The sequence below is a fragment of the Allobosea sp. GW821-FHT12C12 genome, assembly GCF_058807355.1.
This window is the reverse complement of record NZ_JBXAQP010000004.1, coordinates 236,931-259,073: the sequence shown is the minus strand read 5'-3', so window position 1 is coordinate 259,073 and position 22,143 is coordinate 236,931. Positions and strand designations below refer to the sequence as shown.

At 68.1% G+C, this 22,143-nt stretch carries 23 protein-coding genes; 14 read left to right on the top strand and 9 right to left on the bottom strand.

All coding sequences use genetic code 11. From position 1 onward, the window contains the following. Positions 1-3: 3 nt before the first annotated feature. Together AC1RRW_RS07960 and AC1RRW_RS07955 are read right to left on the bottom strand one after the other, a co-directional pair. Positions 4-390, bottom strand: a complete 387-nt coding sequence (locus AC1RRW_RS07960) for a type II toxin-antitoxin system VapC family toxin (RefSeq protein WP_492900117.1) — start codon at positions 388-390, stop codon at positions 4-6. Beyond that, on the bottom strand, positions 387-632 hold the full coding sequence (locus tag AC1RRW_RS07955; RefSeq protein ID WP_492900230.1) for a type II toxin-antitoxin system Phd/YefM family antitoxin: 246 nt from the start codon (positions 630-632) through the stop codon (positions 387-389). Before AC1RRW_RS07955 ends, AC1RRW_RS07960 begins: the two co-directional genes overlap by 4 nt. Before the next feature lie 89 nt (positions 633-721). Between AC1RRW_RS07955 and AC1RRW_RS07950 the strand changes: the two genes are divergently transcribed. From AC1RRW_RS07950 to AC1RRW_RS07930, 5 genes are all read left to right on the top strand, one after another. Then, on the top strand, positions 722-1,420 hold the full coding sequence (locus tag AC1RRW_RS07950; RefSeq protein WP_492900116.1) for an HAD family hydrolase: 699 nt from the start codon (positions 722-724) through the stop codon (positions 1,418-1,420). Positions 1,421-1,676: 256 nt separating this feature from the next. Continuing rightward, entirely contained in the window at positions 1,677-1,886 is a 210-nt protein-coding gene (locus AC1RRW_RS07945) for a cold-shock protein (RefSeq protein WP_492900115.1), read from the top strand. A 285-nt stretch (positions 1,887-2,171) separates the two neighbouring features. Then, positions 2,172-3,629 (top strand): DEAD/DEAH box helicase, encoded by a 1,458-nt coding sequence (locus AC1RRW_RS07940; RefSeq protein WP_492900114.1) that lies wholly within the window; start codon positions 2,172-2,174, stop codon positions 3,627-3,629. 84 nt (positions 3,630-3,713) lie between these two features. Continuing rightward, positions 3,714-3,986 (top strand): translation initiation factor IF-1, encoded by a 273-nt coding sequence (gene infA / locus AC1RRW_RS07935; protein WP_056795444.1) that lies wholly within the window; start codon positions 3,714-3,716, stop codon positions 3,984-3,986. Positions 3,987-3,996: 10 nt separating this feature from the next. Further along, on the top strand, positions 3,997-4,266 hold the full coding sequence (locus AC1RRW_RS07930) for a hypothetical protein (protein ID WP_492900113.1): 270 nt from the start codon (positions 3,997-3,999) through the stop codon (positions 4,264-4,266). Positions 4,267-4,611: 345 nt separating this feature from the next. Here AC1RRW_RS07930 and AC1RRW_RS07925 read toward each other — a convergent pair whose 3' ends face one another. Together AC1RRW_RS07925 and AC1RRW_RS07920 are read right to left on the bottom strand one after the other, a co-directional pair. Beyond that, entirely contained in the window at positions 4,612-5,223 is a 612-nt protein-coding gene (locus tag AC1RRW_RS07925; RefSeq protein WP_492900112.1) for a hypothetical protein, read from the bottom strand. A 274-nt stretch (positions 5,224-5,497) separates the two neighbouring features. Further along, positions 5,498-6,805 carry a cell wall hydrolase gene (locus AC1RRW_RS07920; protein WP_492900111.1) on the bottom strand — a complete coding sequence of 436 codons (1,308 nt, stop codon included), beginning with the start codon at positions 6,803-6,805 and terminating at the stop codon, positions 5,498-5,500. 235 nt (positions 6,806-7,040) lie between these two features. On the opposite strand from AC1RRW_RS07920, the gene AC1RRW_RS07915 reads away from it, so the two are divergent. Both AC1RRW_RS07915 and acuI read left to right on the top strand, forming a co-directional pair. Continuing rightward, positions 7,041-8,291: an MFS transporter gene (locus tag AC1RRW_RS07915; protein ID WP_492900110.1), complete on the top strand. Its 1,251-nt coding sequence runs from the start codon at positions 7,041-7,043 to the stop codon at positions 8,289-8,291. An 88-nt stretch (positions 8,292-8,379) separates the two neighbouring features. Next, a complete protein-coding gene (gene acuI, locus AC1RRW_RS07910) occupies positions 8,380-9,366 on the top strand; it encodes an acrylyl-CoA reductase (NADPH) (RefSeq protein ID WP_492900109.1) in 987 nt (328 codons plus the stop codon). Positions 9,367-9,381: 15 nt separating this feature from the next. Here the strand turns inward: acuI and AC1RRW_RS07905 are convergent, their stop codons facing one another. Next, complete coding sequence (locus tag AC1RRW_RS07905) at positions 9,382-9,666, bottom strand: helix-turn-helix domain-containing protein (RefSeq protein WP_492900108.1); 285 nt, start codon at positions 9,664-9,666, stop codon at positions 9,382-9,384. 128 nt (positions 9,667-9,794) lie between these two features. On the opposite strand from AC1RRW_RS07905, the gene AC1RRW_RS07900 reads away from it, so the two are divergent. Next, the gene (locus AC1RRW_RS07900) at positions 9,795-10,172 is read left to right on the top strand and encodes a DUF2513 domain-containing protein (protein ID WP_492900107.1); all 378 of its coding nucleotides are present in this window, start codon (positions 9,795-9,797) and stop codon (positions 10,170-10,172) included. 5 nt (positions 10,173-10,177) lie between these two features. Here AC1RRW_RS07900 and AC1RRW_RS07895 read toward each other — a convergent pair whose 3' ends face one another. Together AC1RRW_RS07895 and AC1RRW_RS07890 are read right to left on the bottom strand one after the other, a co-directional pair. Then, a complete protein-coding gene (locus AC1RRW_RS07895; RefSeq protein WP_492900105.1) occupies positions 10,178-11,128 on the bottom strand; it encodes a LysR family transcriptional regulator in 951 nt (316 codons plus the stop codon). 35 nt (positions 11,129-11,163) lie between these two features. Further along, positions 11,164-12,141 (bottom strand): L-threonylcarbamoyladenylate synthase, encoded by a 978-nt coding sequence (locus AC1RRW_RS07890; protein ID WP_492900103.1) that lies wholly within the window; start codon positions 12,139-12,141, stop codon positions 11,164-11,166. Between the two features lie 156 nt (positions 12,142-12,297). Between AC1RRW_RS07890 and AC1RRW_RS07885 the strand changes: the two genes are divergently transcribed. The 4 genes from AC1RRW_RS07885 to AC1RRW_RS07870 all read left to right on the top strand — a co-directional run bounded on the left by AC1RRW_RS07885 (position 12,298) and on the right by AC1RRW_RS07870 (position 17,061). Next, positions 12,298-14,073 carry an acyl-CoA dehydrogenase family protein gene (locus tag AC1RRW_RS07885; protein ID WP_492900102.1) on the top strand — a complete coding sequence of 592 codons (1,776 nt, stop codon included), beginning with the start codon at positions 12,298-12,300 and terminating at the stop codon, positions 14,071-14,073. Further along, positions 14,070-14,921, top strand: coding sequence for an SDR family NAD(P)-dependent oxidoreductase (locus AC1RRW_RS07880; protein ID WP_492900101.1), 852 nt, complete (start codon positions 14,070-14,072; stop codon positions 14,919-14,921). Before AC1RRW_RS07885 ends, AC1RRW_RS07880 begins: the two co-directional genes overlap by 4 nt. Before the next feature lie 14 nt (positions 14,922-14,935). Then, entirely contained in the window at positions 14,936-15,796 is an 861-nt protein-coding gene (locus tag AC1RRW_RS07875) for an SDR family oxidoreductase (RefSeq protein WP_492900100.1), read from the top strand. A 275-nt stretch (positions 15,797-16,071) separates the two neighbouring features. Beyond that, positions 16,072-17,061: a magnesium transporter CorA family protein gene (locus AC1RRW_RS07870; RefSeq protein ID WP_492900098.1), complete on the top strand. Its 990-nt coding sequence runs from the start codon at positions 16,072-16,074 to the stop codon at positions 17,059-17,061. A gap of 13 nt (positions 17,062-17,074) precedes the next feature. On the opposite strand, the gene AC1RRW_RS07865 is transcribed toward AC1RRW_RS07870, so the two are convergent. Then, positions 17,075-18,121: a cysteine synthase A gene (locus AC1RRW_RS07865; protein ID WP_492900097.1), complete on the bottom strand. Its 1,047-nt coding sequence runs from the start codon at positions 18,119-18,121 to the stop codon at positions 17,075-17,077. Positions 18,122-18,191: 70 nt separating this feature from the next. Between AC1RRW_RS07865 and AC1RRW_RS07860 the strand changes: the two genes are divergently transcribed. Beyond that, positions 18,192-19,475 (top strand): class I SAM-dependent RNA methyltransferase, encoded by a 1,284-nt coding sequence (locus AC1RRW_RS07860; protein ID WP_492900095.1) that lies wholly within the window; start codon positions 18,192-18,194, stop codon positions 19,473-19,475. A 14-nt stretch (positions 19,476-19,489) separates the two neighbouring features. After that, entirely contained in the window at positions 19,490-20,896 is a 1,407-nt protein-coding gene (locus AC1RRW_RS07855) for an FAD-binding oxidoreductase (RefSeq protein ID WP_492900094.1), read from the top strand. A 19-nt stretch (positions 20,897-20,915) separates the two neighbouring features. On the opposite strand, the gene AC1RRW_RS07850 is transcribed toward AC1RRW_RS07855, so the two are convergent. Further along, entirely contained in the window at positions 20,916-22,097 is a 1,182-nt protein-coding gene (locus AC1RRW_RS07850; RefSeq protein ID WP_492900093.1) for a MalY/PatB family protein, read from the bottom strand. Positions 22,098-22,143: the final 46 nt, after the last annotated feature.

Here is a 22,143-nt window from a genome sequence, read left to right as displayed (position 1 = left end):
TCCTCAAAGCCTCATGATCGGCCCGGGATACCGAGCGACCGCCTCGTCGACGGTCGCCAACATCAGTCCGTCGACCATCGCCTGGGCAATGAGGATGCGGTCGAACGGATCCTTGTGCAGGAGCGGCAAATCGAGCGTCACGACGGCGTGACGGCCCTCTATCGGGATTTCCTGATAGCCGTTGTCGAGAAGTCCCCGTCGCAGGAGCCGCGGATCGACCGTGAAATCGTCGCGGCCGAGCCCGCGCTTGATGGCGACTTCCCAGATACTCGCGGTGCTGAAGAACAGCGCGTTGCGCGGTTCCTCGATGATCGTCCTCGCCTGCGCCGGGAGCTCGGGGGCATCGAGGGACAGCCACAGCAACAGATGCGTATCCAGAAGCAGCTTCATGGATCGCCGGCGAACAGGCGCACGATCTCGTCCTCGTCCATGCGGTCGAAGTCGTTCGGCACGGCGAACTGCCCGCTCATGAAGCCGATGCGACGCATCTGCGCATGAGACGGAGCTTCGATCGGAACGACCTTCACCATGGCCTTGCCCGCCTTGGCTATGATGAAACCCTCGCCTTTCGCCGCCTTGTCGACCAAGCGCGACAGATGCGTCTTGGCTTCGTGGATGTTCACGATCTCCATCATGATCTCCGCTTGATTTAGTCCGCTTAGCTTAGTCCAATCCCATAATGCTTCAAGATCGAGCGGCTTCGCTCCAAAAAAGGCTTCCCATGCCCTTTCTCACCACCATCGGCTTCGACGCCGACGACACGCTCTGGCAGAACGAACAGTTCTTCCGGCTGACGGAGGACCGCTTCGTCGCGCTGCTCGGCGCGCATGGCGAGGCGGCGGAGATTTCCGGCAGGCTGCTGGAGGCGGAGCGCCGCAACCTCGCCTTCTACGGGTTCGGCATCAAGGGCTTCGTTCTCTCGATGATCGAGACCGCGATCGAGCTCACCAAAGGCGAGGTCGAGGCCTCCGTAATCGCCGAGATCCTCGCGGCCGGCCGCGAGATGGCCGCCCACCCGGTCGAGACCCTGCCGCATGTCCGCGAGACGCTCCAAACGCTGGCCGGCGACTACAGGCTGGTCATGATCACCAAGGGCGATCTCTTCGACCAGGAGCGCAAGCTCGCGGCCTCGGGCCTCGGCGAACTGTTCGACGCCGTCGAGATCGTCAGCGACAAGAATGCCGCTACCTATGAGCGCATCTTCGCCCGCCATGGCGACGGCGCGGGGCGCGCCATGATGGTCGGCAACTCGCTGAAATCCGACATCCTGCCGGCGCTGGAGGCCGGCGCCTGGGCGGTGCACGTGCCGCACGAGCTGACCTGGGCGCTGGAGCATGCCAAGGAGCCGGTGGGGGAGAGACGGTATCGCAAGCTGGCTGATCTGGGCGGGTTGGACGAGTTGGTGCGGGAGATCGGGTGAAGATCGAGTATCTTGGCCGACACCGCCGGGCAAAATTACCCGCGCTGGACCGCCGTTGCAAATTATGCTAGCTCACCCCATGTAAGACGAGATGCGGCCGGGTTCTGGCCATTCCTCCGCGCGGGCGCTGAAGTCCGGTCGGCGGGCACGATTCAGATCCACCACACATCGACTACAAGACCGGAGCGAGGCGTCCGCGCGTCGAGCCCCGGGCCTCATCGAACACGCGGATCTGAAACGTAAGGACTATCCCATTATGGATAAGGGCACCGTCAAGTGGTTCAACGCCACCAAGGGCTATGGCTTCATCACCCCGTCTAGCGGCGGGCAGGACGTTTTCGTCCACATCAGCGCCGTCGAGCGCGCCGGCCTGCGCGAGCTGGTCGAGGGTCAGGTCGTGTCCTACGAGCTGATCGCCGATCGCAAGACCGGCAAGTCCTCGGCCGGCAACCTCGCCATCGCCTGAGACTGGAGCATCGGACCGAAAAGTGGAATGCACCTTTCGGGATTAATCCGAATGCTGGACAAAAAGTCGGATCGCACTTCGCGTCCATCGGACGCGCGGTGATCCGGCAAAGCGGCCGGGGCGGCGTTCGCGCCGTTCCGGTCCGCAAGACGACACCCTCCGGCGCTGTGGCTTAGCGGTTCGCCGGCGGGAAAGAGCAAATACCAAAAATGGCCGGGCGCAATCCGGCGGCACAGCCGATATCCACATGTGCCCCTTGCGTCGCGGCGTCCGGAAAGACCTGTTTTGACTCGATTCACCGACCTCGGCTTGGCCGAGCAACTGCTCAAGGCGCTTGCCTCCGAAGGTTACGCCACGCCCACCCCGATCCAGGCGCAGGCGATCCCGCCGATCCTGCAGGGCCGCGACCTTCTCGGCGCCGCCCAGACCGGCACCGGCAAGACGGCCGCCTTCGCACTGCCGCTGCTGCACCGTCTGCTGAACAACCCGCGTCGCATGCAGATGCGCTCCGTGCGCGCTCTGATCCTCTCGCCGACGCGCGAGCTCGCGGCCCAGATCGAGACCTCGATCCGGGCCTACGCCCAGTTCACCACGATCAAGTCGACCGTGGTCTTCGGCGGCGTGCCCGTCGGCAAGCAGATCCGCGCGCTCGGCCAGCATGTCGACATCCTCGTCGCCACGCCCGGCCGCCTGCTCGACCTCGTCGACCAGCGCGCCGTCTCGCTGCGCGAGATCGAGTATCTCGTCCTCGACGAAGCCGACCAGATGCTCGATCTCGGCTTCATCCATGCGCTGCGCCGCATCGCCACGCTGATCCCGGCCAAGCGCCAGACGCTGCTGTTCTCGGCGACGATGCCCAAACCCATCCGCGAGATCGCCCAGGCCTATCTGACCGATCCGGCCGAGGTCTCGGTCGCGCCAGTGGCGACCACGGCGGAGAAGATCGACCAGCGCGTCATCTTCACGGAAGCCGGCCAGAAGCCGGCGCTGCTGGCCAAGACGCTGAGCGTTCCCGAGATGGAGCGCGCCATCGTCTTCACCCGCACCAAGCACGGCGCCGACAAGGTCGTCCGCCAGCTCGAGATCGCCGGCATCAAATCGGCGGCGATCCACGGCAACAAGAGCCAGGGGCAGCGCGAGCGGGCGCTTGGCTCGTTCCGCGACGGCGATCTGCGCATCCTGGTCGCGACCGACATCGCCGCGCGCGGCATCGATGTCGACGGCATCAGCCATGTCGTGCAGTTCGACCTGCCCAACGTCGCCGAGACCTATGTCCACCGCATCGGCCGCACCGCGCGCGCCGGAGCGTCCGGCGTCGCCATCGCCTTCTGCACGCCGGAAGAGCGCGGCGACCTCGCCGCCATCGAGAAGCTGACCCGCGTCGCGATCACGCCGATCGGCGAGGTTCCGTACTGGGACGGCCGCACCCCGAAGAAGCCGCCCCAGAATCAGGGCCGCGGCGGGCGCGGCCAGCAGAACGGCGGCCGCGACCATGGCCGGCCCTCGGGCCAGCGCCAAGGCAAACCAGCGCACTCCGCCAAGCCCTCGCATGGCGGCAAGCCTGTCCATGCCGGCGGCGGCCAGCGCGACGGCGTCCGCAACGACAGGCCGCCGCAGCGCAGCGAGGCTCCGGCCCAGCGAAAAGACGGGGGCTCCGCCAAGGAAGGGCTTGGCGGCGTCGCGTTCTTGCAGCAAAGAACTCAGCAACCACGCACCAACGGCGCCCGGCGTCGCGCGAACTGACGCGCGGCGCATGAGAACCGGGCGCGGCCTGTCCGACACGGGCGGGCCGCTCCCAGCGCCAACGGGCACACGAAGGACGACAGAATGGCTAAAGAAGAACTGCTCGAGTTCGACGGAACGGTGGTCGAAGTGCTGCCGGACGGCAATTACCGGGTCAAGCTCGACAACGAGCACGTCATCCTGGCCTATGCGGCCGGCAAGATGAAGAAGAACCGCATCCGCACCATCGCCGGCGACCGCGTCGTCGTCGAGATGTCGCCCTACGATCTCGATCGCGGCCGCATCAACTTCCGCCAGAAGACCGCGGGCCCCGCGCCGGGCGGCCCGCCGCGCAACCAGAACTTCCGCCGGCGCTGAGGCGGCCCGGATGACGCTCTCGCGGGTCGAGCTGGTCTTCATCGCCGCGGGCGGCGCGCTCGGCGCAGCTGTAGGTTTCGCGGTCGAGGCCGGCTGGCTCGCCGCCATGGCGACATTCCCGCCCTTCGTCGTCGTGCTGCTCGGCCTCGCCCTGATCGAGATCGTCGGCGGCTTCGCCACGGGGCGTGCGCCCGGCACTCTGATCGCCATGCCGGCCAGGATCGCCGCCTTCGCGCTCGGCATCGGCGTGCTGCTGCTGATGACCGGCAAGCTGGCCTGAGAGCCCATCCCGAACTCCACCGCGCCGGCCGCCTGACGCGGCTTTCTCCGCTTCCGGTGCTCACGGACGAGAAGTCCGCTCCGCTCCGGTTCTCGAAAACCACGCCAGCCGACTCGCCGCGGCGAGTTTCGAGACGGGTTCTGAGTTGCTCCCCCACACGACACGCCGTCATCCCGCATCGACGCGGCTGACGCCGCTTGTCCGAGATGACGGCGTGGGCCGGGTGACATCAGCGGATGTCAGCCAGCACCCCTCCGGCCAAAAAAAGACCCCGGCGGAGCCGGGGCTTCGAAGTGGTCTTGTCCGTGGTGAAGGGTCGTCCGATACTCTGTAGGCGTGGAAAACTCAGTAGCCGCCGCGCGCCCAGCGCTGGCCGCCGGGGCTGATCATGACCTGGCGGTAGCGGGTCTCGTAGACGGCGGGAATGGTGTGGCGCACGACCTGCGTCGGGCGCGTCATGACGCTGCGCTGGCGCTCGCCATAGACGGCGGGGATCGTCTCGTAGGACACGCTCGCCGGCTCGACCTCGACGGTGCGCTGCTGATAGGCGTAGCGCGGCTCGTCGTAGACCCAGCAGCCGGTGGTGCGGCCATAGGCGTCGGTGGTGACCTCCCAGCGCTTGCCGCCGGGCGAGATCATGACCTTTTCGGAGACGGTCTCGTAGCGCGCCGGACGATGACGCGGGATCTGGCGCTCGGGCTGGATCAGAACCGTCTCGCTGACGGTCTCGTATTCGGCCGGGATCACCTGCGCCTGCGTCTGCGCCGGGCGGGCGAGATAGGTCTCCGCGACCGAGCCGTAGACCGGCGGCGTCTGCACGAGGCTGTAGCAGGACGAGCCCTGGCAGGGCTTGGCGACCGGACGGCAGGACGAGCCGTCGCAGCCGCCGGCCTGCGCGCCGGAAGCGCCGAGCAGGAGAGCCGCGCCGAACGCCGAAGTGACGATAAACTCACGCATCTGTCTGAACCCTCGCCCCGGCGTCATCGCGCCGCTTGTGGAGTTCAGGAAGCCGGATTGGAGTGATGAACGCAAGGTAAACGCGCAAACAAGGTAAAATTAACCATTGCCGCCGTCACGCGGAGATTCAGACCTGTTTCGCGAGGCTGAACATGATCGCTCGAATGCGAGGCAATGGCCCGTCTCGTCCATGTCGGCTCGAAAACACACCCGTCATCCCGGGCGGCCGCAGGCCGGCCCGGGATCCATCCTGGAGCGCCGTGCTGTATTTGCGCTATGTCTGCCCCGGCCGCAGCATGTAAAATACGTGTTGGCCGATCGTGTCCATCTTCTTCAGTTTCTTGGCCCAATATGGCCGGACATACTGCGCGTGGTAATGCGTCGCGCCGCCCACCTCCGCCAGGTATGTCTTGCCCTCATAGACCTCGCGCGCGATCCGGACCGCGGCGCGCCAGGGCTCCGGCTCGGTGATGCGCAGCGATTTGCCCTCGCAGGTGAAGGTGAACTGGCAGGCGAGGTAGCGATCGCTGTTCTGGTAGACCACGCCGCAGACCGTCTTGGGGTAGAGATCGCTCTTGACCCGGTTGAGCACGACCTGCGCCACGGCGGCGCGGCCCTTCTCCGATTCCGAGCGCGCCTCGAAATAGACCGCTTCAGCGAGGCAGCGCTGCTGGCGGGCCATGTCGCCCTCCGCGATCAGGTTCGTATAGATCTCGCGCGGGCCGGCCGAGGCCGAGGCGACCGCCGTCGCCGCGCCCGATTGGCCGGCCGCCGCGGGAGCGCGCGGGAGCGCGACCAGCACGGCCGGCGGCGCGGCCGGGATCAGCGTCACGACGTCATGGCGGACGGGGGGGGTGGTCGAGGCCGTGATCGCGGCGCGGCCTGACGATAGCGGCGTCGAGCCGTCGATGCTCTCAAGATGCTGCTCGGCGGCGCGCGGCGAGGCGATGGCGGGCTTCAGCGAACTCGGCGAGGCGTCCGACAGCGCCGGGTCGGTCAGGCCTTCCTCGTTGGCATAGGGCACGAAGCCGGTCTGCGGCCCGTCGATGGCCTCCGCCTCGCGCAGCGCGTCGAGCGAAAAGCCGCCCGAGATCAGCCCCGGCCGGGTGTCGCCGAAGACGACGCGCGCCAGGTCCAGCGGAGCGGGCCTGGTCGAGATGCTGGGCCGCAGGCCCGGCAGCGGATCGCCCTTGGCGCTGCGGTCGATCTCGGGGAAGTCCTTGGCGAAACGCTTCATGTCCTCGCGCGGCTGGCGCGGGTCGATCGCGACGCGGCGCTCCGGCTGCTCGAAGGAGAGATGCGCCTGGGTGATGCTGGAGGACAGCGACAGGCCCGGCAGCCGAAAGGCGCTGGCCGCGACCAGCAGCGACGGCCCTTCCTCCAGCGCCGATTGCTGCGCGGGCGCGGCGCGCTGGATCAGCGAGGCGGGCAGCCCGTCGGAGTGGTCGGCCTGGCCGGCCGACGCGGTGAAGGAGACCAGCAGTCCGACCGAGAGCGCCCAGGGCGCGACGGTGGCTAGCGCCCATTGCAGCCTGAGCGACCGGCTCCGCCTTGTCCGCCTGTGCACCCGCAACTGACTCAAAACCGCCCACTCATGCTGAAGACCGCGCGCATCGCAGCAGCCAGCGTGGCAGGGTTGCGACAGTGCGATGTTCTCTGCACAGGGTTGAGGCGGGGTTAACGCAGCGCGACGGATACGGTCCCATCGACAGGGCCATGCAGTCCCGTGATGCGGGATGTCACGAAAAGGCGTTGTTGCGCCGCGCGGCGGCGGGGTATCGTGCAGACACACGAAGATGCCGCCGGAGACCCGCCCCATGAGCGCCGAGCCCGTCACCAGCGGAAAACCCGCGCGCGGCCATGCTCCCGAGATCATCGTCGCCGGCGGCTGCCTGATCGCGCTGATCACCTTCGGCCCGCGCGCAAGCGCCGGCCTGTTCCAGATTCCGATGACGCTGGAATTCGGCTGGGGCCGCGACACCTTCAGCCTCGCCATCGCGGTCCAGAACCTGCTCTGGGGCCTCGGCGCGCCCTTCGCCGGCGCCATCGCCGACCGCTTCGGCACCATCCGCGTGCTCTGCTTCGGCGCGGTTCTCTATGCGCTCGGCCTCGTCGGCATGGGCATGGCCACGACGCCGCTCGCCATGCACATGAGCGCCGGCGTGCTGATCGGCTTCGGCCTCTCGGCCTGCTCCTTCAACCTCGTGCTCGCCTCCTTCGGCAAGCTGCTGCCGGAGAGCTGGCGGCCGATGGCGTTCGGCGCGGGCACGGCGGCCGGCTCCTTCGGCCAGTTCCTGTATCCGCCGATCGGCAACGTGCTGATCGAGCAGCTCGGCTGGCACCAGGCGCTCTATGTCTTCGCCGCCTCGGTGCTGCTGGTGATGCCGCTGACCGTGGTGCTGGCGAGCCGCAAGCTCGACGCGGCCCAGACGGCGGCGGCGGCGAACCTGCCGGGCCAGTCGATCGCGCAGGCCCTGTCGGAAGCCTTCCAGCACCGTTCCTATGTGCTGCTGGTGCTCGGCTTCTTCACCTGCGGCTTCCAGCTCGCGTTCATCACCGCGCATATGCCGGCCTATCTCAAGGATGTCGGCATGGCGGCCTGGGTCGGCGGCTGGACGCTCGCGGTCATCGGTCTGTTCAACGCGGCGGGCTCGCTCGGCTCGGGCTGGCTGACCTCGCGCATGCCGAAGCGCCACCTGCTGGCGCTGATCTATCTCGGCCGCTCGCTCGCCATCCTCGCTTTCATCCTGCTGCCGCCGAGCCCGGCGACCGCGATCGCCTTCGGGGCGGTCATCGGCCTGTTCTGGCTCTCGACCATCCCGCCGACCTCGTCGCTCGTCATGCTGATGTTCGGCACGAAATACATGGCGATGCTCTACGGCTTCGCCTTCTTCTCGCATCAGGTCGGCGGCTTCCTCGGCGTGCTGCTCGGCGGCGTGCTCTACGAGGCCTTCGGCTCCTACCAGATCGTCTGGTGGCTCTCGATCGCGCTCGGTATCGCCTCCGCGCTGATCAACCTGCCGATCGTCGAGAAGGCGGTCGAGCGCCCGGTGGCGCAGCCGGCCTGATCCGGAACTGAGCAAAGACGCACGGCGCGCGGGGTTGCGCGCCGTAGGCTGCGCGTATCTCCTGCGCGCAAAGCTTCAGGAGATGCCCATGTCCACCTTCAAGGCCCTCGTCGCGACCAAGGGCGAGACCGGCACGAACCTCAGCCTGACCGATTTCGCGGAAGCCGACCTGATGGAGGGCGACGTCACCGTCCGGGTCACGCATTCGACGGTGAACTACAAGGACGGGCTCGCGCTGACCGGCAAGGCGCCGGTGGTGCGGCGCTGGCCGATGATCCCCGGCATCGATTTTTCCGGCCGCGTCGAGACCTCGGAGCATCCCGATTTCAAGCCGGGCGACCTCGTCGTGTTGAACGGCTGGGGCACGGGCGAGACGCATCTGGGCGCCTACGCCCAGAAGTCGCGCGTCAAGGGCGACTGGCTGGTGCCGCTGCCGCCCGGCATGAACCCCGACGAGGCGATGGCGATCGGCACCGCCGGCTACACCGCGATGCTTTGCGTGCTGGCGCTGGAAAAGCATGGCCTGAAGCCCGGCGACGGCCCGGTCGTCGTCACCGGCGCGGCCGGCGGCGTCGGCTCGGTCGCGACCGTGCTGCTGGCCAAGGCCGGCTGGCATGTCATCGCCTCGACCGGCCGCCCGGAGGAGGCCGACTACCTTAAGGGCCTCGGCGCGGCCGAGATCATCGACCGCAACGAGCTCTCCGCGCCCGGCCGCCCGCTCGGCAAGGAGCGCTGGATCGCCGGCGTCGACGCGGTCGGCTCGCACACGCTCGCCAATCTGCTGGCGATGACGAGATATGGCGGCGCCGTCGCCGCCTGCGGCCTGGCGCAGGGTATGGACCTGCCGGCTTCGGTCGCGCCCTTCATCCTGCGCGGGGTTTCGCTGCTGGGCGTCGATTCAGTGATGTGCCCGAAGCCGCGCCGGCTCGAGGCGTGGGCGAGGCTGGCGACCGACCTCGACAAGGACAAGCTCGCGGCGATGACGACGACGATCCCGCTGGAGAGCGTGGTCGAGACGGGCAAGGCGATCGTCGAGGGGAAGGTGAGGGGGCGGGTCGTGGTGGAGGTGGGGTGAGGCGGCCTGCCGCGATCAGACGAGCTTGAATTCGAACCGCTTGCCGAGCACGGCTGCAGCCTTGCGCAGCGTCTCCAGCGTCACGTTGCCATCCTTGGGATTGAGCAGCTTGTCGACCTGCGTCCGGCTGGTCTGCATCAGCGCCGCCATCTTGGTCTTGGTCAGGTTCTGAGCTTTCATCGCCTCGGCAAATTGCCAGGCAATGACTTCCTTATCGACCGCGGCGGTGAACTCCTCATAGACACCTTCCTCTTTCAGGAAATCGTCGAGGGACGAGCCCCAGTACCATGATTTCGTCATGGGTACGTTTCCTTTGCTCTCGCTTTTCCAAAATCGAGGTCGGCTTTCGTTGCCGCTTGCGGCGGCGATAAATGCAGTTACAGCTTCAGTGCCTTAGTCAATATGAAAGCATCCACATGAAGAGAGATATGGATCTCGTTCGGGAGCTGTTGCTCAAACTAGAGGCATATCCGCTACGGCATGGGGCTGTCGCCTTTATCTCCGCTAATGACGAGGAAATCCAAATTGAGGGCTACGATGCCGATCAGATTGGGTACCACTTGGATATGATAAAGAAAGCTGGCTTCATCGACGGGGTAAACGCCAACCCCATCACAGGCGTTTCGTTTCGCTGTCTGACCTGGGAAGGGCACGACTTTATCGACTCTGTTCGTGATCCCGAGGTCTGGAAGAAAACAAAAAAGGGCGCAGCAGCAGCCGGTGGTTTCACAGTCGAATTATTGCGTGACTTGGCCAGAGGACTGTTAAAAAAGCAGGTCGAAGACTACACCGGCATCAAGCTCTAACCAGCCTACCCCGCCCCCTCGATCAGCCCGCGCCTCTTCGCCAGTTCTCCGCCGACGAACTCCATGAAGGCCCTGACCCTCGGCGCATTCCTGATGTCGGGATGGGTCAGGATCCACAGGCCCGTCGAGAAATCGGGATCCGGCGGCTGCAGCCGGACAAGCCCCGGCCGCTGGTCGGCGATGAAGCAGGGCAGGGGGCCGATGCCGAGCCCCTGCTCGACGGCCTCCGTCAGCCCGAGCACGGCCGAGCTCTTCAGCGCGATCCTCTCGGGGGCGACGCGGTCGCGGACATAGCGCGCCGCCTTCACGTAGCCGAGCTGGTCGCCGAGCGTGACCCAGTCGCGCTGGAAGAGCAGGCCGGGATCGGCGCTTTCCTCAGGGGTCGGCCCGTCCTGCGCCCGGCCGTAGATCGCCCAGGTCAGCGTCGCGAGCCGGCGTCCGACCAGCGTCTCGCCCGGCGTGTCGCTGGCGCGGATCGCGACGTCGGCATCGCGCCTCGACAGGTTCAGCGTCTGGTTGCCGACCACGACGTCGAGCCGGATCGCCGGATGCGCCAGCCGGAAGGCGGCGAAGATCGGCAGCAGCACATTCAGATAGAGCGTGTCGGTGGTGGTGACGCGGACCTCGCCGGACGGCGCGACGTCGCGCCCGGCGAGCCTGCGCCCGAAGGCGGTGACGTCCTCCTCCATGCGGCCGGCCAGCGCCGCCATCTCGGCCCCGGCGACGGTCGCGACGTAGCCGGTCTTGCGGCGCTCGAACAGGGGCAGGCCGAGCTGCTCCTCGATCTGCCCGAGTCGGCGGAACACGGTCGAGTGGTTGACGTTGATCGCGGTGGCCGCGCCGGTCAGCCCGTCATGGTCGGCGATCGCCTTGATCAGGCGGAAATCGTCCCAGGCGAGATTGGAGTTCATCGCGGACACTTCACGGCTCGGGCTCCTGACGATACGGGAATCCAAGCCGATATCTTGCATGTTTGCAAGATGGTGGGATCTCAGCGCGGCGCGGCGGCGCGTCTCAGCCGATCGTTGATCGCCTCGCCGAGACCGTGACCGGGGATCGGCGCGACCGCGATACGGGCCGGGACAGCGGCGTCGAGCCGGCGCAGATGGCCGAACAGGTTCGCCGCCGCCTCGTTGAGATCGCCTGACGGGCTGAGGTTGAGCGCCAGGGTCGCCAGCGGCGCGCCGTCCGGCTCCGGCCCGAAGCCGAGCCAGGCCTCGCCGGCCCGCGGCCCGTCGGCGGCAAGCCTGACTTGTGCCGAGGGCGCATAATGCGAGGCGAGCAGGCCGGGCGCGATCGGCGCGGTGCCGGTTGCGCCGGCCAGAACCAGTGCGCGCCCGATCACGCCCTCGATCGCGGCGCGCGGGATGCCGCCCGGCCGCAGCAGGCGCGGCGCGCCGTCGAGGCAGGCGATAATGGTCGATTCGACGCCGACCTCGGTCGGGCCGGCGTCGAGCACGGCGTCGATGCGGCCGTCGAGATCGGCCAGCACATGGGCGGCGCTGGTCGCGCTGACGCGGCCGGAGCGGTTTGCCGAGGGCGCGGCGACCGGCCGGCCGGCCTGCGCCAGAACGGCCTGTGCGACCCGATGCGACGGCACGCGCAGAGCAACGGTCTCGAGTCCGGCCCGCGCCAGATCGCAGACCGTGCAACCCTTCGAGACCGGCACGACCAGCGTCAGGGGGCCCGGCCAGAAGACGCGCGCCAGCGCCAGCGCGTCGGCGTCGAACAGCCCCTGCCGTTGCGCCGCCGCCGGATCCGGCAGATGCGCGATCAGCGGGTTGAAGCTCGGCCGCTCCTTGGCGGCGTAGATGCCGGCGACGGCGGCCCCGGAGGTCGCGTCGGCCGCGAGCCCGTAGACGGTCTCGGTCGGCAGCGCCACGAGCCCGCCTTCGCGCAGCAGCGTGGCGGCTTCCGCGATGCCGGTCTCGCTGGCGTCCAGATGGCGGATGATGCGCTGCCGCTGCACGATTGACCTGAGATGGTTTATATATAAACTATACCGCGAGAGCGCGCTTGTCCGCGTGGCGTCGGGGATAGTTCCTCGCTAACATTGCGGCAACGCCAAAATCAAAGACGCGATCGGCCGCAAGGCGAAGGTTCGCCAGGCTCGAGGGAGACGATCATGAGCTACCGCGCCCCGGTCGACGATATCCTCGCCACCATGCGCCATGTCGCGGGGTTGGAGGCGCTGATCGCGGAGGGTCTCGCGCCGGAGCTCGAGGGCGGCGTGGCGGAGGCCGTGCTCGACGAGGCGGCGAAGTTCGCCGCCGAGGTGATCGCGCCGCTGAACCGTATCGGCGACAAGCACGGCTCGACGCTGAGGGACGGCGTCGTCACCACGCCGCCGGGCTGGAAGGAGGCCTACACCGCCTGGGCCGCCGCCGGCTGGAACGCGCTGCCGGGGCCGGAAGAGCATGGCGGACAGGGCCTGCCGGCGCTGCTGCAATCGGCCTGCACCGAGATGTGGAACTCGGCCGCGCTCGCCTTCGCGCTCGGCCCGCTGCTGACCGTCGGCGCGATCGAGGCGCTGCACGCCCATGGTTCGGAGCATCTCAAGGCGACCTATCTCGACAAGCTCGTCTCGGGCGAGTGGATGGGCACGATGAACCTGACCGAGCCGCAGGCAGGCTCGGATTTGAACGCGCTGCGCTCCAGGGCCGAGCGGCTCAGTGACGGCACATACCGCATCACGGGCCAGAAGATCTTCATCACCTATGGCGAGCACGGGTTGACCGAGAACATCGTCCACCTCGTGCTGGCCCGCCTGCCCGATGCGCCTCCCGGCACGCGCGGCATCTCGCTCTTTCTCGTGCCGAAATACCTCGTCAACGCCGACGGCTCGCTCGGCGAGCACAACGATCTGCGCTGCTCCGGCATCGAGCACAAGCTCGGCATCCACGCCTCGCCGACCTGCTCCATGGCCTTCGGCGACAAGGGCGGCGCGATCGGCTGGCTGATCGGCGAGGAGAACCGCGGCCTCGCCTGCATGTTCACGATGATGAACAACGCCCGCCTCAACGTCGCCATCCAGGGCGTCGCCATCGCCGAGCGGGCCTATCAGCAGGCGCTGAATTTCGCGAGGGAGCGCCGGCAGGGCTCAGGCCTGGACGCGCCCAAGGGGGCCGCGATGAGCCCGATCATCGTCCATCCCGACATCCGCCGCATGCTGATGGAGATGCGCGCCAAGACGCAAGCCGCACGCGCCATCAGCTACCTGCTCGCCGCCAGCCTCGACAGGGCCAGGCGCGAGACCGATCCCGCCCGCGCCAGGGCCGCCGCCGAGCGCGCCGCGATCCTCACCCCCGTCGCGAAGGCCTACGCCACCGATATCGGCATCGAGGTCGCCTCGACCGGCGTTCAGGTCCATGGCGGCATGGGCTTCGTCGAGGAGACCGGCGCGGCCCAGCATCTGCGCGACGCCCGCATCCTGACGATCTACGAGGGCACCAACGGCATCCAGGCGATCGATCTCGCTTTGCGCAAGCTGCCGCTCTCGGGCGGCGAGGCGGTCAGGGCGCTGATCGCCGAGATGCGCGGCGTCGTCGCCGAGGTCGAGGCCGCCAACACGCCGGGTTTTGGGCGCGGCGCGGCGCGGCTGAAGGCGGCGGTCGATGCGCTGGAGCGCGCCACCGAGTGGATGCTGGCGACGATGGGCGCGAGCCAAGGCGAGGCGCTGGCGGGAGCGACGCCCTATCTCAAGCTCTTCGCGCTCGCCCAGGGCGGCGCCGGGCTTGCCAAAAAGGCGCTCGCGCAGAGCGGCGAGGAGGGCGGCCAGGGCCACCTCGCGACCTGCCGCTTCTTCGCCGAGCACCTCGCCACCGAGGCCCCGGCGCTGGAGCTGGCGGTCACGGAAGGCGCCGGCGCGGTCGCGGATTCGGACGCGGTCTTCGCGGCGTGAGCGAGGCGCTCCGCCCGCTCGCCGGCCAGATCTGCCTCGTCGCGGGCGCGTCGCGCGGAGTCGGGCGCGGCGTCGCCAAGGCCCTGGGCGAGGCCGGGGCGACGGTCATCGTCACCGGCCGCTCCAGCGAGGCCGGCCCGCGCACCGACCACCGGTCCGAGACGTTCGAGGATACCGCGCGCGAGGTCGAGGCCGCCGGCGGCAAGGGCCATCCCTATCGCTGCGAGCACACCCAGGAGCGCGAGGTCGACCAGCTCGTCTCATGGAGCCTGCGCCGTTTCGGAAGGCTCGACTGCGTCGTCGATGCGGTCTGGGGCGGCAATGAGGGTTATGACGGCGAGCGCTACCCCGACGGTTCGGCCTATGGCGCGCCGTTCTGGCGCAGGCCGGTGGCGCGGCTGGCCCGGAGCTTCGAGAGCGGCGTCTACGCGCAATTGCTGCTGGCCCGCGCCGTCGCGCCGGCCATGGTTCAGGCGCGCAAGGGGCTGATCGTCACGGTCTCGTTCGATACGGCCGCGGGCTATCTCGGCGACGTCGTCTACGATCTCGCCAAGGCCTCGATGAACCGGCTGACGCTGGCGATGGCGCACGAACTGAAACCGTTCGGCGTCACCGCGCTCGGCCTCTCGCCCGGCCATGTCCTGACCGAGCGCGTCGCGGATGCGGGCCTCGCCGCCGCGACGACCGAAAGCCCGCTCTATGCCGGCCGCGCGGTCGCGGCGCTGCTCGCCGATCCGGACGTGGCGCGCCATGCCGGAGAGATCCTGCATGTCGCCGACCTCGCGCGAACCTACGGATTCACCGACCGGGACGGCGCGCAGCCGGCCCGTTTCAGCATCTCGGGATAACAGGGGAGGCGACGATGTCGCTCAAGGACAAGACGCTTTTCATCACCGGCGGCTCGCGCGGCATCGGGCTCGCCATCGCGCTCAGGGCCGCGCGCGACGGCGCGAACGTCACCATCGCCGCGAAGACGGCCGAGCCGCATCCCAAACTCGAGGGCACGATCCACACCGCCGCGGCCGAGATCGAGGCGGCCGGCGGCAAATGCCTGCCGCTGATGGTCGATGTCCGCGACGAGGCGAGCGTGGCGGGCGCGATCGCGAGGACGGCCGAGACCTTCGGCGGCATCGACATCGTCGTGAACAACGCCAGCGCGATCTCGCTGACGAACACGCGGATGACCGACATGAAGCGCTACGACCTGATGAACCAGATCAACACGCGCGGCGCCTTCATGGTCTCGAAATACGCGATTCCCTATCTGGAGAAGGCGCGGAACCCGCATATCCTGATGCTGTCGCCGCCGCTCGACATGTCGACGCGCTGGTTCGCGCCGCACCTCGCCTATTCGATCGCGAAATACGGGATGAGCCTGTGCGTGCTCGGCTTGGCCGGTGAACTGTCCGGCAAGGGCATCGCGGTCAACGCGCTCTGGCCGCGCACCACGATCGCCACGGCGGCAGTCCAGAACCTGCTCGGCGGCGACAAGATGGTGCAGGCCAGCCGCACGCCGGCGATCCTGGCCGACGCGGCCCATATGATCTTCAGCAAGCCCTCGCGCGAATTCTCCGGCCGCTTCCTGATCGACGACAGCTTCATGGCGGGCGAAGGCGTCACGGATTTCACGCCCTATCGCGTCGATCCGTCGGTGCCGCTGATGCCGGACTTCTTCGTGCCGGCCGACGACAAGCCGCCGCGGGGCGTCAAGGGCGGGATGTAGGATGGTGCGCCTGTCGCATCGGATCCTACAGCCCTCATACCGAGGAGCGATCCCATAGGGATCGCGTCCTCGAAGGATGCTCCAGCGACACGCTGACTGAGCGGACTGTAGCATCCTTCGGGACGCAGCCTTGCGGCTCCTCGGGACGAAGGCTCGGAAATGCGGATGCGATACCCGTATCGCCCCGCCGCCGTCATCCGTTTGACATCGTTGCGCGATGGGAGTTCTTGCAGCGCAGCATAAGCCTGCTTCGTTGCCTCCCAGAGTGCCCTGCCATGATTCAGACCCACGGCATCTGCCCCGACACCGGCGACCGCCTGATCCACCGCACCCTGCTGGTCGACGAGGAGATTCCGGCCGGCTCGGTCTGGATCGACCTGCTCAACCCGACGCCCGGCGAGGACAAGAAGATCGAGACCCATCTCGGCATCTCGATCCCGACGCGCGAGGAGATGCACGATCTCGAACCGTCGGAAATCATCTATACCGAGAACGGCGCGCATTACATGACGGCGCGGATCATCTGCCAGTCCGAGACGCAGGTGCCCAAGCTCGCCGACGTGACCTTCATCCTGACGGAGAAGGCGCTGGTCACCGTGCGCTACGACGAGCCGGGCGCCTTCGGCATCTTCCTCAACCGCGTCGGCAAGCCCGGCGGCTGCGGCATGCAGCCGGCCGCCGTGATCGAGGGGCTGATCGAGGCGATCGTCGACCGCGCGGCGGAGGTGCTGCGCGGCGTCGGCGACAAGATCGACGAGGCCTCGCGCCAGGTCTTCGAGGGCAAGAGTTCGGCCGTGGAGCAGAACAACGCCTATCAGGCGATCATCAAGAACATCGGCCAATACGAGCACATCATCTCCAACGTGCGCGAAAGCATGGTCTCGGTCGAGCGCGTGCTGCTGTTCCTGTCGACCAATTTCAAGCGGCCGACCAAGGTCGCGAGCGGCTTCGCGCCGGAATGGCGCACCGCGGTGCGCGACGTCCAGGCGATCGAGGAGCACGCGACCTTCATCTCCAGCAAGCTCTCCTTCATGCTGCAGGCGACGCTCGGCCTCGTCGGGCTGGAGCAGAACAAGATCATCAAGCTGTTCTCGGTCGTCTCGGTGGTGCTGATGCCGCCGACGCTGATCGCCTCGGTCTACGGCATGAACTTCAAGGCGATGCCGGAGCTGGAATGGCAGTTCGGCTATCCGATGGCGCTCGGTATGATGCTGATGTTCGCAATCCTGCCGTATCTGTTCTTCAGGTGGAAGAAGTGGCTTTAGGGCGGCGGCTTTCTCAGCCCAGCACCCGCGCCATCGCATCCTTCAGCCCGCCCGCGTCCCGCTCCAGCCAGCCGGGCACCGGCAGGTCCTTCGAGCGCAGGAACTCCGGATTGAACAGCTTCGACTGATAGCGCGTGCCGTAGTCGCAAAGGATCGTCACGATGGTGTGGCCCGGCCCGAGCTGCTTCGCCAGCCGGATCGCGCCGGCGACGTTGATGCCCGACGAGCCGCCGAGGCACAGCCCCTCCTGCTCCAGCAGGTGGAAGACGATCTGCACGGCGTCCGCGTCTGGAATCCGGAAGGAGACGTCGACCGGCGCGCCCTCCAGGTTCTTCGTGATCCGGCCCTGGCCGATGCCCTCGGTGATCGAGGAGCCTTCCGACTTGAGCTCGCCGGTGGTGTAGAAGGAATGCAGAGCCGCTCCCATCGGGTCGGCGAGGCCGATCGTGACCTTGGGGTTGCGTGCCTTGAGCGCCATGCCGACCCCTGCCAGCGTGCCGCCCGAGCCGACCGCGCAGATGAAGCCGTCGACCTTGCCGTCCGTCTGCTCCCAGATTTCCGGCCCTGTCGTCTCGAAATGGCCCTGCCGGTTGGCGGTGTTGTCGAACTGGTTGGCCCAGATCGCGCCGTTCGGTTCGCTCTTCGCCAGTTCCTCGGCGAGGCGGCCGGAAACCTTCACATAGTTGTTCGGGTTGACGTAGCCGACGGCCGGCACCTCGACCAGCGTCGCGCCCGCCAGCCGCAGCATGTCCTTCTTTTCCTGGCTCTGGGTCTCCGGGATCACGATCACCGAGCGGTAACCCAGCGCATTGCCGACCAGCGCGATGCCGATGCCGGTATTGCCGGCCGTGCCCTCGACGATGACGCCGCCGGGCCGCAAGGCGCCGCTGCGCTCGGCGTCGCGGATGATGGCGAGCGCGGCGCGGTCCTTGACCGACTGGCCGGGGTTCATGAACTCGGCCTTGCCGAGGATGGTGCAGCCGGTCTCGGCCGAGGCTTGGCTGAGCTTGATCAGGGGCGTGTTGCCGATCGCCTCGATGACGCCGTCGCGGATGGTCATGTCGAAATTTCCCTGTTTGGCTCTGACCTGATAGGCGAAAGCCTCCGAAAAATCACCAGTCGGCCCGCGCATGCCCCTTGCCGAAAAACCAGCGCCCGAACGCCGGCTCGCGATGAACGAGACGCTGACGATCGCCCGCCTCGGCCAGCGCGGCGACGGCATCGCCGAGGCCGACTATGGCCAGGTCTTCGTGCCCTACACTCTGCCCGGCGAGACCGTCCGCGTCGTGCGCGACGGCGAGCGCGGCCAGCTCGTCGAGATCATCGCGCCGGCTTCCTCGCGCATCGCCGCGATCTGCCCGCTCTTCACCCGCTGCGGCGGCTGCGCCGCCCAGCACATGGAGGAGGAGCTCTACCGCGCCTGGAAGCGCAGCCAAGTCGTCACGGCGCTTGAGCGCGCCGGCATCGAGGCTCCGGTCGCCGAGATCGTCGATGCCCATGGCGCCGGCCGCCGCCGCGTCACCTTCCATGCGCGCCGCGAGGGTTTGGGGATGACGGTCGGCTTCATGGCGGCCCGGACGCACGACCTCGTCGCCGTCGAGGCCTGCCCGGTGCTGGCTCCCGGTCTCGCCCGCGCCCCGGCCGCGGCCCAGCTCCTCGCCAATCGGCTCGGCGGCTCGAACAAGCCGCTCGACATCCAGATCACGGCCTCGGATGCCGGTCTCGACGTCGATATCCGCGGCCATGGCCCGGCCGGCGACAAGCTCAGGCTGTCCCTGACCGAGGCCGCCGAACGGCTCGATCTGGCGCGGCTGTCGATGCATGGCGAGATCATGGTCGAGCGCCGCCCGCCCCGGCAGCGCATGGGCAAGGCGATGGTCGCGCCCGCGCCGGGAGGCTTCCTGCAGGCGACGGCGACAGGCGAGGAGGCGATCGCGGCGCTGGTGCTGGCGGCCTTGCCGAAGCGGGCCAAGCGCGCCGCCGACCTGTTTTCCGGCTGCGGGCCGATCGCCTTTCGTCTCGCCGAGCGCGTGCAGGTCCATGCGGTCGAGAGCGACAAGGCGGCCGTGCTGGCGCTGACGCGGGCGGCGGGCACGGCGCAGGGGCTGAAGCCCACCGCGACGGAAACCCGTGACCTGTTCCGCCGGCCGCTGCTGGAGCATGAGCTGAAGCCGTTCGACGCGGTGGTGCTTGATCCGCCGCGCGCCGGCGCGGAGGCGCAGGCCCGCCGGCTCGCCGCCTCGACCGTCGGCACGGTGATCTACGTCTCCTGCGACGTCGGCAGCTTTGCCCGCGACGCCGCGATCCTGATCGCGGGCGGCTATGCGCTGGACGGCGTCACGCCGGTCGACCAGTTCCGCTATTCCGCCCATATCGAGCTCGTCGGCGTCCTCAGGCGCGGGGCCAGGCGTTGACGCATGGAGGACCGATGAGCAGCGATATCCTCGAGCAGATGGCAGCCATCGTCGGCGCGAAGAACGTCGTGACCGAGGCCGACGCCATGGTCCCCTATCTCAAGGAATGGCGCGACCTGTTTCGCGGCACGGCCCGCGCCGTGGTCCGGCCGGGCTCGACGGCGGAGGTCGCGGCGCTGGTGAAGCTCGCGGCCGCGACGGCTACGACGCTGGTGCCGCAGGGCGGCAATACCGGCCTCGTCGGCGGCCAGATCCCGATCGCCGAGGGGCGCGAGACCATCCTGTCGCTGCAGCGGCTCGACAAGGTCCGCTCGGTCGATGCCGACAGCGACACGATGACGCTCGAGGCCGGCGTCACGCTGCGGCGGGCGCAGGACGCGGCCGAGGCGGCGGGGCGGCTGTTCCCGCTCTCGCTCGCTTCGGAAGGCTCCTGCACCATCGGCGGCAATCTCTCGACCAATGCCGGCGGCACCGCGGTGCTGGCCTATGGCAACGCCCGCGAGCTCTGCATGGGGCTGGAGGTGGTGCTGGCCGACGGCCGGATCTGGAACGGGCTGCGCCAGCTCCGCAAGGACAACACCGGCTACGATCTGAAGAACCTCTTCATCGGCGCGGAAGGCACGCTCGGCATCATCACCGCCGCCGTGCTCAAGCTCTTTCCGCGACCCGCCGCGCGCGCCACCGCCTTTCTGGCGGTGCCGAGTCCCGTCGCGGCGCTGGAACTGCTCAACGCCGCCAAGGCGGGCGCCGGCGGCACGGTGACGACCTTCGAGCTGATGTCGCGCTTCTGCCTCGACATCGTCCTGCGCCACGCCTCCGGCACGCGCGATCCGCTGTCGGAGCCCTCGCCCTGGTACGTGCTGATGGAACTGTCGTCGCAGTCGCCGACGGGGCTGGACGAGGCGGCCGAGGCCTTTCTGGGCGAGGCGCTGGAGCAGGGTCTGGTCACCGACGCCGCGCTCGCCGGCTCGCTCGCCCAACGCGCCGATTTCTGGAAGCTGCGCGAGATGCTGTCGGAGGTGCAGACGCATGAGGGCGGATCGATCAAGCACGACGTCTCGGTGCCGCTCCATGCCGTGCCGGAGTTCCTGGAGCGCGCCATCGCGACGGTCGAGGCGATGGTGCCGGGCTGCCGGCCCGTGCCCTTCGGCCACATGGGCGACGGCAACATCCATTTCAACGTCAGCCAGCCGGTCGGCGCCGACAAGGCCGGCTACATCGCCCGCTGGGGCGAGATGAACGCTGCCGTGCACGCCATCGTCGCGGAACTGCACGGCTCGATCTCGGCCGAGCACGGCATCGGCCGGCTCAAGCGCGATCTCCTGCCGGGCGTGAAGGATCCGGTCGAGCTCGCCTTGATGAAGACGCTCAAGGCGACGCTCGATCCGAAAGGTATCCTCAACCCCGGCGCGGTGATCTGAATAGGCCTCCTGCCCGACGCTATTGCAGGTCGGCGAAGGCCTGCCGCAGCCGCGCGGTCGCCTCGACCAGGACGGGACGCGGCGTCGCGAGGTTGAAGCGCAGGAAGCTCTCGCCGCCCAGGCCGAAGCTCGGGCCGTGATTGACCGCGATCCGCGCCTGCTTCTCGACGCGGTCGGTGAACTCGCGCGCCGTCATGCCCGTCCCGGCGAAGTCGACCCAGGCGAGATAGGTCGCTTCCAGCGGCATCGAGCGGACGCCCGGTATGGCGTGCATGGCTTCGTCGAAGAGGCGGCGGTTGCCGTCGAGATAAACCGAAAGCGCGTCGACCCAGGCCGCGCCGCCCTCGCTGTAGGCCGCCGTCGCCATCATCATGCCGAACGAATTCGGCGAGATGCCGAGCGCGTTCATCCGGGCCTGGAACGGCGCGCGCAGCCCCTCGCTCGGAATGATGACGTTGCCGATATGGCAGCCTGCGATGTTGAAGGTCTTGGTCGTGGCCGTCATCATCACCAGCCGGTCGAGGATGTCGGGCGCGGCGAGCGGCATGGCGATGTGCTTCTGGCCCGGCATCAGCAGGTCGTGATGGATCTCGTCCGAGACCAGCACGAGATCGTGGCGCACACAGAAATCGGCGATCGCGCGCAACTCCTCGCGGGTCCAGACCCGGCCGCCGGGATTATGCGGAGAGCACAGGATCAGCATCCGCTCCCTGCCCGTCATCGCCGCGTCCCAGCCGGCGATGTCGAGGACATAGCGGCCGTCTTCGAGCGCGAGCGGACATTCCACCACCTGCCGGCCGGCCGCTTTCACGATCCGCGCGAAGGCGTGATAGACCGGCGTCATCAGCACGACGCCGTCGCCCGGCTGGGTATAGGCCTCGACGCAGAGCGCCGTGCCGTTGACCAGCCCATGCGTGGTGAAGATCGCGGCCGGCTCGACCTCCCAGCCATGGCGGGTCTTCATCCACCAGCGGATGGCGTCGCGGTTCGCCCTGTCGTCGCCGAAATAGCCGTAGACGCCGTGCCTGGCCATGTGCTCGAGCGCCGCCTGGACGCAAGCCGGCGGCCGGAAATCCATGTCGGCCACCCACATCGAGATGCCGTCCATGGCCGGGACCCCGTAAATTGCCTCCATCATGTCCCATTTGGCCGAATGCGTGCCGCGGCGGTCGATCGGCAGGTCGAAATCGGGCTTGGTCATCGTCATTATCGCTTTGGCTCGCGCGGGCAGCATCGGCGGTCTAGAA

What these genes read in the sequence shown, in the direction of transcription:
- AC1RRW_RS07960 (WP_492900117.1), bottom strand. Translation starts at nt 390, where the DNA reads ATGAAGCTGCTTCTGGATACGCATCTGTTGCTGTGGCTGTCCCTCGAT.
- AC1RRW_RS07955 (WP_492900230.1), bottom strand. Translation starts at nt 632, where the DNA reads ATGGAGATCGTGAACATCCACGAAGCCAAGACGCATCTGTCGCGCTTG.
- AC1RRW_RS07950 (WP_492900116.1), top strand. Translation starts at nt 722, where the DNA reads ATGCCCTTTCTCACCACCATCGGCTTCGACGCCGACGACACGCTCTGG.
- AC1RRW_RS07945 (WP_492900115.1), top strand. Translation starts at nt 1,677, where the DNA reads ATGGATAAGGGCACCGTCAAGTGGTTCAACGCCACCAAGGGCTATGGC.
- infA (WP_056795444.1), top strand. Translation starts at nt 3,714, where the DNA reads ATGGCTAAAGAAGAACTGCTCGAGTTCGACGGAACGGTGGTCGAAGTG.
- AC1RRW_RS07930 (WP_492900113.1), top strand. Translation starts at nt 3,997, where the DNA reads ATGACGCTCTCGCGGGTCGAGCTGGTCTTCATCGCCGCGGGCGGCGCG.
- AC1RRW_RS07925 (WP_492900112.1), bottom strand. Translation starts at nt 5,223, where the DNA reads ATGCGTGAGTTTATCGTCACTTCGGCGTTCGGCGCGGCTCTCCTGCTC.
- AC1RRW_RS07915 (WP_492900110.1), top strand. Translation starts at nt 7,041, where the DNA reads ATGAGCGCCGAGCCCGTCACCAGCGGAAAACCCGCGCGCGGCCATGCT.
- acuI (WP_492900109.1), top strand. Translation starts at nt 8,380, where the DNA reads ATGTCCACCTTCAAGGCCCTCGTCGCGACCAAGGGCGAGACCGGCACG.
- AC1RRW_RS07905 (WP_492900108.1), bottom strand. Translation starts at nt 9,666, where the DNA reads ATGACGAAATCATGGTACTGGGGCTCGTCCCTCGACGATTTCCTGAAA.
- AC1RRW_RS07900 (WP_492900107.1), top strand. Translation starts at nt 9,795, where the DNA reads ATGGATCTCGTTCGGGAGCTGTTGCTCAAACTAGAGGCATATCCGCTA.
- AC1RRW_RS07885 (WP_492900102.1), top strand. Translation starts at nt 12,298, where the DNA reads ATGAGCTACCGCGCCCCGGTCGACGATATCCTCGCCACCATGCGCCAT.
- AC1RRW_RS07875 (WP_492900100.1), top strand. Translation starts at nt 14,936, where the DNA reads ATGTCGCTCAAGGACAAGACGCTTTTCATCACCGGCGGCTCGCGCGGC.
- AC1RRW_RS07870 (WP_492900098.1), top strand. Translation starts at nt 16,072, where the DNA reads ATGATTCAGACCCACGGCATCTGCCCCGACACCGGCGACCGCCTGATC.
- AC1RRW_RS07865 (WP_492900097.1), bottom strand. Translation starts at nt 18,121, where the DNA reads ATGACCATCCGCGACGGCGTCATCGAGGCGATCGGCAACACGCCCCTG.
- AC1RRW_RS07860 (WP_492900095.1), top strand. Translation starts at nt 18,192, where the DNA reads ATGCCCCTTGCCGAAAAACCAGCGCCCGAACGCCGGCTCGCGATGAAC.
- AC1RRW_RS07855 (WP_492900094.1), top strand. Translation starts at nt 19,490, where the DNA reads ATGAGCAGCGATATCCTCGAGCAGATGGCAGCCATCGTCGGCGCGAAG.
- AC1RRW_RS07850 (WP_492900093.1), bottom strand. Translation starts at nt 22,097, where the DNA reads ATGACCAAGCCCGATTTCGACCTGCCGATCGACCGCCGCGGCACGCAT.